Consider the following 6,038-nt stretch of genomic DNA (forward strand, 5'->3'; position numbering starts at 1 on the left):
CCGGTTTCCTTGGCGCCGGTGAGGAGGTCGATCACGTCGGCCTCGTCGATATTGTCGCGGATCCGCGCCGCATTGTCGGCGGTCATCACGGCGATGTTGCTGACCCTGAGGTGCGCCATCGCGAAGTTCGCGGTTTCCAGCCCGAACAGGCCCAACGTCAGCAGGACAGGCAGCGCCAGGGCGAACTCGACATAAGCGAGCCCGCTCGTACAGCCGCGCAGCGCCCGCGACTTGCAGCGCAGGAAGGTACGCGCTCCCATCAGCATGTCCCGAGAGTCCATGTGCCGGCGTTATATTGCCACTGCAGTCTCTGAATATTGAGCGAGCGCCCCGCATAAGGCTGGTTGCGCAGCACGGTGTTCGCGACGATCGTCTCGTTGTCGCTCCAGCCGATCAGTCGCCCGATCGGGACGATGCGCGGATAGGTCATCGTGACCTCGTAGCGGACGATGTCGTCCGCGCCGCCCTGGCCACCGCGGCCGCGATTGGTGTCGTGGCTGCTGTTGCCCGTGACCTCTTCCCAGCAATCGCCCTGGTTGTAGGCGCCGACCGGCGCGGTATCGATCAGCAGCTTCTCCGGCCGGCGGACACTGGCGAAGTCATAGGTGCTTTCGGTCGCGGTCGTGATCGTCGCCCTGCTGCCCGCGAAATTGCTCAGCCGTTGCCGCACCCGCGCGTCGATCTGGGTCATGTTGACGTTGCCGACCGTCGCCATCCGCGCCGCCTCGTGCAGCGCGCCCTGAATGACCGACGAGGCATAGGAGCGGTAGCCGAGATCGAAGATGCCGAGCAGCAGCACGCAGAGCACCGGCAGGATGATCGCGAACTCGATGAGCGTCGCGCCGCTTTCGTCCCCGGCGATGCGGGTCGGGGCCATGGCGCGGCTCATTGGGTCAGCCTCAGCGCGCCGATATTGCTGCCGATCTCGCGGAAGCGAGCGATCAGGGCGTCGCGGCTGCTGATCGTCGATGCCTGGTTCACGTTGCTCGCGCAGGCCTGCATTTCGGCGCTCAGCGTGGTGCCGAAGGCGATCACCCAGATCGATGCGCCGAGGCCCTTCGTCGCTTCGCACATCATCTGGAAGCGCCGCATGTGGCGGCCGTTGAGCTCGGTTTCCGACGGGCTCGTCATGCCGCTGATCCGCTGATCATGGCTCTCGATGCCGTACATGCCGTAGAGGTTCCGGTCGGTGTCCATCTGGCCGTCCGACATGAAGATGACGTGACGGGCGACCGGCATGTTGGCGAAGGTGTTCGGGCTGTCGGCGAAGATGCCGGCGTTGGAGATCATCCGCGCGCCCCAGATCATGCCGGTGTCGTGATAGGTGCTGCCGCCCGGATCGAGAGCGTTGACGTAGTTGAGCAGCGCGGTGCGGGTCCAGGCCTGGAGCCGCCGCGCCTCGGCCGGGCAGGCCGCGCCCGACATGCTGGAATAGGACCAGCCGTTGCGGCGCCACTCGATCGCCGGCCACATCGGCCGCCAACGCGTGGCGTCGTTGTTCGGAATGCGGTTGACGTCGAGATCGAAGGCATTGTTGGGGATCACGTTGGTCGAGCTGCCGGTGATCACGCTCGTCGTCGCGCGCTCCTCGATGCAGCCGTTCCAGGTGACGGTGGTCGTATCGTCGCCGACCGCTAGCGCCGCCGCCTCGCGCAGGTCATATTCGCCGGCGGTGGCAGTCAGGCCGCCATCGTCGCCATCATCGGTGGCGATCGCGACGGGCGTGCCCATCTTGTACTGGCTCGTGTCGACCGTCTCCTGACGATAGATCCATTGATCGTTCTGATAGCCGGACTGCGTCACCACGGTGCGCCGGTAGCGGCGGCAGGTCCGGGTCGTGCCGGACCTGTCGCCGGTCGCGCCCCAGTCGCGATAGGAATAGGTGATCTGGGTGACCGGGTTGGGCGGCGGGCCGCCGGTCTGCGCCGGCTGCCCATTCATCGTCGGCCAGCTCTGGTTGACGCCATAGGCGTTGCACTGCGTCTGGGTGATCGACGACCCGTAGGTTTCGGTGATCGTGTTGTCGCTGTTGGTGACCGTCGTATAATCGTCATAGTCGCCCACCCGCGTCTGATAGGCGACGCTGTTCGCGAGATAGTCCGGATTGCCCGGCAGTCCTCCGCCGGCGGGCACGGGCACGGCGCCGGAAACCAGTCGGCCGACATTCACCGTGCTCGAATAGGGCACGACGCCATAGCGCAGCCTGAGGCCGTTCGCCTCGAGCTGGGTCTGGATCGGCGCCAGCTCGTCGTACAGCGCCATCACCGCGTCGCGCAACGCCGTGATCCGGCGATTGGCGTCGACCCAGGTCGTGTTGCCGTTGACGTCCCAGTCCATCGATCCGGTGACGTCGAGGACCAACAGCACGTCGGTGTTGACGAAGTTCAGCGACGCATCGCAGGTCACGTCGAGCGGCAGCGTGTTGAAGCCGAACATGCGCATGATCGTGGTCGGGATCGTCGTGCTCGCGGTTACGCGAATGGTCCCCGCCGACGGACGCGTGACGGCCGGCGTGAAGGTCGCGGTGCCGTAGACACCCTGGTTGAAGTTGAAGTTGAAGAAGCGGACGCCCTCGTCGATCACCGACTGGGTCAGCGTGTCGTTGGACATCACCCGGCGCGCGGCGAGCGCGGCGGCGTCGCAGGCGCTCTGCAGGCGGGTCTTGGCCATATAGGCCCGGCTCATGTCGACGCCCGAGCCGATCATGGCGGTCAGCGGCACGAGCGCCGCGCCGACGATGGCGAGCGTGTTGCCGCGAATGTCGCGGCGCAGCCGGCCGAGAAAGCCGGGGGCCTTAGAATCAGTGCGGCGCAGCCGCGCGATCCACTTGAGCATCGGGTCCTCCACGCCTCGTCAGGCGTTTTCCGACCCCGCCATTGCCCGACTTAGACTAAGGGCGGCTCAAGCGACGTGGTGAACGAGAAGTTAGCAATCGGCCCCGCAAAACCCGCCCGTCACTCGGCGATCGCGAGGCCGTCGCCGTTCGCGCCCGCGGGGAGACGGCGAAGGACGCGGCCGCTGGCAAGGTCGACCTCGGCGACGGTGTTGCGGCCGGTCTCGGCGGCGTAGAGCCGGCGGCCGTCCGGCGAGAACAGTATCGTCACCTGCCCCGCCGCCTGATCGCCGCTGACGACGATCGTTCGCGCCACCCGCCGCGTCGCCGCGTCGATCACGGTCAGGCTGCCGCCGCCGAGGTTCGAAGTGACGATCCAGCGCCCGTCGGGGCTGGCCAGCACCCGGATCGGCGTCTGGCCGACCGGCACCTCGGCGATGCGTTCGTAAGTCGCCGTGTCATAGGCCTGGACGCGTGGCGTCTGGAGATCGCCGACCCAGAGCGTTCGCCCGTCAGGCGTCAGCGCGATCCCCTCCGGCCGTCCCCCAACCGCGATGTCGCGGATCTTCGTGGCCGAAGCGAGATCGAGCACGCTCACCGTCCCGGCCGCGATGTTGGCGGTGAAGGCGCGGCGCGCGTCCGGCGTCACCGCGACCATGTGCGTGCCCTGCTGTCCGGTCGAGATCGCCGAGACGCGGTCGCCGTTCCGGGTGTCGACGATGGTCAGCGACTGGCTGCGCTCGGTGGTCGCGAGAATGCGGCCGTCGGCGAGCCAGACCAGGCCGTGCGGTCCGTCATTGGGCGACAGGTCAATGATGCGCAGCCGGGTGCGCGTGGCGATGTCGAAAATGTCGATCGCGCGGGCGCCATAGGCGACGACCGCCGCCTGCCGCCGGTCGGGCGAGATCGCGATCTCGTGCGGCATCCGCCCCGTCTCCGCCCGGCCGAGCTCGCGCCCGGTGGCGAGATCGACGAAGCTTAGCGTGTTCTCGCCTTTGTTGCCGATCAGCAGGGTGCCGGTCACGCCCGGCCCGCCAGGAACCGGCGTGGGCGCGGACTGGGATTGCGGCTGCGCCGTGGCGCTCCCCTGTCCGCAGGCGATGAGGGCGAAGGCGGCGAGAGCGGTCAGCAGCTTCATGAGTCCTCCCTAGAGCCCGACGCGATGGTAGCCGGGCCGCAGGAAATCGCAAAGGATCGGGATTGCGCGTTCGACTGCGCACGCGTGGCCAGGTCCGCTTTCGACCCGGCCGCCGGTTCAGTCTGATCCGGCCGCGCCCGCGCCGGTCGGCCGCGCGGGGGTCCCGGCCGGGCACGCGCCGTCCCGCCGGCCGCTGACGCTGCCGACGCCGAGGACGATCTTGCCGCGGCGGGAGAAGGTCAGCGCCTGCCACCGTCCGCTGTTGCCGATCGCCGTGCGGCTCCTCAGGAAGGTGAGGTGCAAGAGCTCGTACTGCTCCGGGTCGATCAGCCCCCGATCGATCATGCAGCCCCATTGCTCGACGTTCCAGGCAAAATCGCGCGCGATTCCGTCCTGGTCGATCGTTTGCGCCAGCGCCGCGTACCAGGCGAAGATCGCGCGCAGCCGCGGCCAGCGCTCGGCGGCCGGCATCGCCGCGAGCCGCCGACGCAGCCGCGCGATGTCCTCGTCCGGCGGCAGCCGCGCCTGCTGCACGATTGTGTCGATCGCCCAGCGCACCTGACGCATGCTGATCGGACGGTCGGGGAAGACCCGCAGCAGCTCGGCGCGCACGAACAGCAGGCGCTCGACATAGGCGTCCGCCTGCACCTGCAGCATGGCATCGCTTTCGAAGATCGCGGTCAGCTCGGCCCGCAACAACGGATGGAGTTGCCCCTCGGCATCGTGCGCGGCGAGGATCGCGGCCCGGCACGGCTCGCGCACCGGCACCGCGCGGCAATCCCGCGAGAAGAGCAGCCGGCCGTAGGTCGGAGCGAGCGCGGCGAGTTCCCGCCGGAAGCGCCGGCGCGAGCCGAAGCCGCGGCGCCACCGATCGAGCACCGGCTGCAGGCTGCCGGTGCCGTAATTCCATTGCGACATGCCGACCGAGATGAGCTGGCTGTCGAAATTGCCGACCGGCATCGCCCAGCAGCCCATCGTCTCCGGGATCGCGGTCTCGGCCATGGACAAGAAGATGGCGGCGCGGTCCAGCCCGATCCCGGCCAGCTGCGCCGCGGCGGCGGGATCGACGCGGATGAACCGCGGCGTGCCCGTCCGGCTCGGCACGTCGCCGACCCTGCGGCAGGTCAGCGCGATCTCCGCCACCGTCTGGCCATGGGCGGCCAGCGGGAGGAACAGGCCCGGAAGGATGAGGAGCCGGGTGATCGCGAGGCGTGCCATATCCAAAGAACCCCACCGGCGGTGTCGAGGCTGTAACCTTAGTCCAGCGGCAAGCGCATATCATTCTCGAAAAACGGCCGAACCCCCGCATGTCACCGCGCCTTTTCTGTCACCCCAACCCGCGGCGCATCGAATTGGAGGACGAAATGAACCGTTACGGCACTTTTCATTTTCCTACATGATGTCGATTGGGTTATCGGGCCCCTATGACCGATACCCTTGCCTTCACGCCCGTCCCGCGCAAGTTCAACCGGAGAGGCGGGTGGACAGCGGAGCGACAGCAGGGGTTCATCGCTGCCCTGGCGGAGGGATTGGACGCGGAGAAGGCGGCGCAGACGCAGGGCCTGACCGGGAACGGCGCCTATCAATTGCGCAAGGCGGCCGGGGCGGAGAGCTTCGCCGCCGCCTGGGACGCGGCGGTGGACCAAGCGGGTGGGCGGCGCGGCGGTGGAGCGGCACGCGCCGCGCGTTCGCCCGCCGCCGCGCCAACGGATGTGGACGACCCGCGGATCAAAGCCGTCCTGCTCGACCAACTGATCGCCAAATATGGGCTGAAGATCGGCCAGGAGCGGCGCGCCCGGCTGGCGGGGCGGATCGTGGAGGCGGATTTCTATTGCCGCCAGCTCTGCCATTTCGAGGTCATGCTCTGCCTCGCCGACGGCGGCCTGGATCTGCTGCGCTCGCTGCGCGCCGGCCGCTATGGCGTGCTCGACATCGCCGCGACCATGCTCAGCAACCATCTGGAGCAGGTGCGCCGGTCGATCTGGCGCGAGAAAGGCGAGGCGGACCGGCCGCCGCCGGCGATGGTCGCGCGGCTGGAGGGCGCGCGGGGCGAGATCGGCATCGCCC

The 6,038-nt window shown here is 68.4% G+C and carries 5 protein-coding genes and 1 pseudogene; 1 reads left to right on the forward strand and 5 read right to left on the reverse strand.

The features are described from left to right. The 5 genes from ACT4N3_RS05410 to ACT4N3_RS05430 form a co-directional block, all read right to left on the reverse strand. Positions 1 to 281: TadE/TadG family type IV pilus assembly protein (locus tag ACT4N3_RS05410; RefSeq protein WP_444854188.1), on the reverse strand; the 281-nt coding region annotated here is incomplete at its 3' end. Further along, the gene (locus ACT4N3_RS05415; protein WP_444854189.1) at positions 260 to 877 is read right to left on the reverse strand and encodes a TadE/TadG family type IV pilus assembly protein; all 618 of its coding nucleotides are present in this window, start codon (positions 875 to 877) and stop codon (positions 260 to 262) included. The genes ACT4N3_RS05415 and ACT4N3_RS05410, both read right to left, overlap by 22 nt. A gap of 8 nt (positions 878 to 885) precedes the next feature. Beyond that, the gene (locus ACT4N3_RS05420) at positions 886 to 2,835 is read right to left on the reverse strand and encodes a TadE/TadG family type IV pilus assembly protein (protein ID WP_444854190.1); all 1,950 of its coding nucleotides are present in this window, start codon (positions 2,833 to 2,835) and stop codon (positions 886 to 888) included. A gap of 119 nt (positions 2,836 to 2,954) precedes the next feature. Then, positions 2,955 to 3,971, reverse strand: coding sequence for a YVTN family beta-propeller repeat protein (locus tag ACT4N3_RS05425; RefSeq protein WP_444854191.1), 1,017 nt, complete (start codon positions 3,969 to 3,971; stop codon positions 2,955 to 2,957). 117 nt (positions 3,972 to 4,088) lie between these two features. Beyond that, positions 4,089 to 5,189, reverse strand: a complete 1,101-nt coding sequence (locus ACT4N3_RS05430) for a hypothetical protein (protein ID WP_444854192.1) — start codon at positions 5,187 to 5,189, stop codon at positions 4,089 to 4,091. 206 nt (positions 5,190 to 5,395) lie between these two features. On the opposite strand from ACT4N3_RS05430, the pseudogene ACT4N3_RS05435 reads away from it, so the two are divergent. Then, positions 5,396 to 6,038, forward strand: a pseudogene (locus tag ACT4N3_RS05435) (hypothetical protein); the annotation flags it as partial.

The organism is Sphingosinicella sp., assembly GCF_052388015.1.
Taxonomy (GTDB): Bacteria; Pseudomonadota; Alphaproteobacteria; order Sphingomonadales; family Sphingomonadaceae; genus Allosphingosinicella.

What these genes read in the sequence shown, in the direction of transcription:
- ACT4N3_RS05415 (WP_444854189.1), bottom strand. Translation starts at nt 877, where the DNA reads ATGGCCCCGACCCGCATCGCCGGGGACGAAAGCGGCGCGACGCTCATC.
- ACT4N3_RS05420 (WP_444854190.1), bottom strand. Translation starts at nt 2,835, where the DNA reads ATGCTCAAGTGGATCGCGCGGCTGCGCCGCACTGATTCTAAGGCCCCC.
- ACT4N3_RS05425 (WP_444854191.1), bottom strand. Translation starts at nt 3,971, where the DNA reads ATGAAGCTGCTGACCGCTCTCGCCGCCTTCGCCCTCATCGCCTGCGGA.
- ACT4N3_RS05430 (WP_444854192.1), bottom strand. Translation starts at nt 5,189, where the DNA reads ATGGCACGCCTCGCGATCACCCGGCTCCTCATCCTTCCGGGCCTGTTC.